The sequence below is a fragment of the Pseudomonas sp. AGC41 genome (genome assembly GCF_057334555.1).
This window is the reverse complement of record NZ_JBHFJB010000116.1, coordinates 136,015-138,216: the sequence shown is the minus strand read 5'-3', so window position 1 is coordinate 138,216 and position 2,202 is coordinate 136,015. Positions and strand designations below refer to the sequence as shown.

General features: G+C 58.8%; 2 protein-coding genes. Both read right to left on the bottom strand.

What is annotated here, in order from left to right:
* Window positions 1–120: 120 nt before the first annotated feature.
* Window positions 121–1,764: a chaperonin GroEL gene (gene groL / locus ACE04F_RS20225; protein ID WP_181288598.1), complete on the bottom strand. Its 1,644-nt coding sequence runs from the start codon at window positions 1,762–1,764 to the stop codon at window positions 121–123.
* A gap of 53 nt (window positions 1,765–1,817) precedes the next feature.
* Complete coding sequence (locus ACE04F_RS20220; protein WP_003204913.1) at window positions 1,818–2,111, bottom strand: co-chaperone GroES; 294 nt, start codon at window positions 2,109–2,111, stop codon at window positions 1,818–1,820.
* Between the last annotated feature and the right edge of the window lie 91 nt (window positions 2,112–2,202).

The window sequence follows — 2,202 nt, the reverse complement described above, 5'->3', positions numbered from 1 at the left end:
TTGTTATACCGCCTTCGCGAGCAGGCTCGCTCCCACAGAGTCTGGTGCTGTTACTCAGGGCAATAAAAAACCCCGCCTGCTTTCACAGGCGGGGTTTTTTGCTACAGGGGTAAGGCTGGCTTACATCATGCCGCCCATGCCACCCATGCCGCCCATGTCTGGCATGCCGCCGCCAGCTGGAGCGTCGTCCTTGATCTCAGCGATCATCGCCTCGGTGGTGATCATCAGGCTGGCAATCGACGAAGCCGCTTGCAGAGCCGAACGAGTCACTTTGGCCGGATCCAGGATACCCATCTCGATCATGTCGCCGTATTCGCCGGTGGCAGCGTTGTAACCGTAGTTACCCGAACCCTGCTTGACCTTGTCGACCACTACGCTTGGCTCGTCGCCGGAGTTGGCAACGATCTGGCGCAGAGGTGCTTCAACAGCGCGACGCAGCAACTGGATGCCAACGTTCTGGTCATCGTTGTCGCCTTTCAGCTCGCTGATGGCTTGCAGGGCACGAACCAGTGCCACGCCGCCGCCAGGCACCACGCCTTCTTCGACGGCTGCGCGGGTTGCGTGCAGGGCGTCTTCAACGCGGGCTTTCTTCTCCTTCATTTCAACTTCGGAACCGGCGCCAACCTTGATCACCGCAACACCGCCGGACAGCTTGGCCAGACGCTCTTGCAGTTTTTCACGGTCGTAGTCGGACGAAGTCTCGGCCACTTGTGCGCGGATCTGGGTGACACGAGCCTGGATATCGGCATCGTTGCCAGCACCGTCGATTACGGTGGTGTTTTCCTTGGACAGGATCACGCGTTTGGCGTTACCCAGGTGCTCCAGGGTGGTGCTTTCCAGGCTCAGGCCGATCTCTTCGGAGATAACGGTACCGCCGGTCAGTACGGCGATGTCCTGCAGCATGGCCTTGCGACGGTCGCCGAAGCCTGGAGCCTTGACGGCCGCAACCTTGACGATGCCACGCATGTTGTTCACGACCAGGGTCGCCAGGGCTTCGCCTTCGACGTCTTCAGCCACGATCAGCAGTGGGCGGCCGGCTTTGGCAACGGCTTCCAGCACTGGCAGCATTTCGCGGATGTTGGAGATCTTCTTGTCGACCAGCAGGATCAGCGGGCTGTCCAGCTCGGCAACCATGGTGTCCGGCTTGTTGACGAAGTATGGCGACAGGTAGCCACGGTCGAACTGCATGCCTTCTACAACCGACAGTTCGTTTTCCAGGCCCGAGCCTTCTTCAACGGTGATCACGCCTTCCTTGCCGACTTTTTCCATGGCTTCGGCAATGATGTCGCCGATGGAGTTGTCGGAGTTAGCGGAGATGGTACCTACCTGGGCGATTGCCTTGGAGTCGGCGCAAGGCTTGGCCAGACCCTTCAGTTCCTTGACGATGGCGATGGTCGCCTTGTCGATGCCACGCTTGAGGTCCATCGGGTTCATGCCGGCAGCGACGGCTTTCAGGCCTTCGTTGACGATCGATTGAGCCAGTACGGTGGCCGTGGTGGTACCGTCGCCGGCGTCATCGTTGGCACGGGAGGCAACGTCCTTGACCAGCTGCGCGCCCATGTTTTCGAAGCGATCTTTCAGCTCGATTTCCTTGGCTACGGAAACGCCGTCCTTGGTGATGGTCGGAGCGCCGAAGCTCTTTTCGATGATCACGTTCCGGCCTTTCGGGCCGAGGGTCGCTTTTACTGCGTCAGCCAGGACGTTGACACCGGCGAGCATTTTCTTGCGGGCGGAATCGCCGAATTTAACTTCTTTAGCAGCCATGATCGATATTCCTTAAATACTTTGTAGTAGTAGCGGGAAAATGAGCGGGGAAATCAGCCTTCGAGAACGGCGAGGATTTCGTTCTCGCTCATTACCAACAGGTCTTCGCCGTCGACTTTCACAGTGTTGCTGCCGGAGTAAGGGCCGAACACAACCTTGTCACCCACTTTCACGGCCAGCGCACGTACTTCACCGTTTTCCAGAGCCTTGCCTGGACCTACAGCGAGAACTTCACCGTGGTTGGCTTTTTCCGCAGCCGAACCTGGCAGGACGATACCGCCAGCGGTTTTCTTCTCTTCTTCGCTGCGACGGATGACGACGCGGTCATGCAGAGGACGAAGCTTCATTGTCGATCTCTCCTAATTTTGGTTTTCATCGGCCGGTGTAGTCCCGGCGGGTTTAACAAAAGCCGGCGGAGCCGGGGTGGGGGGGGGGGGG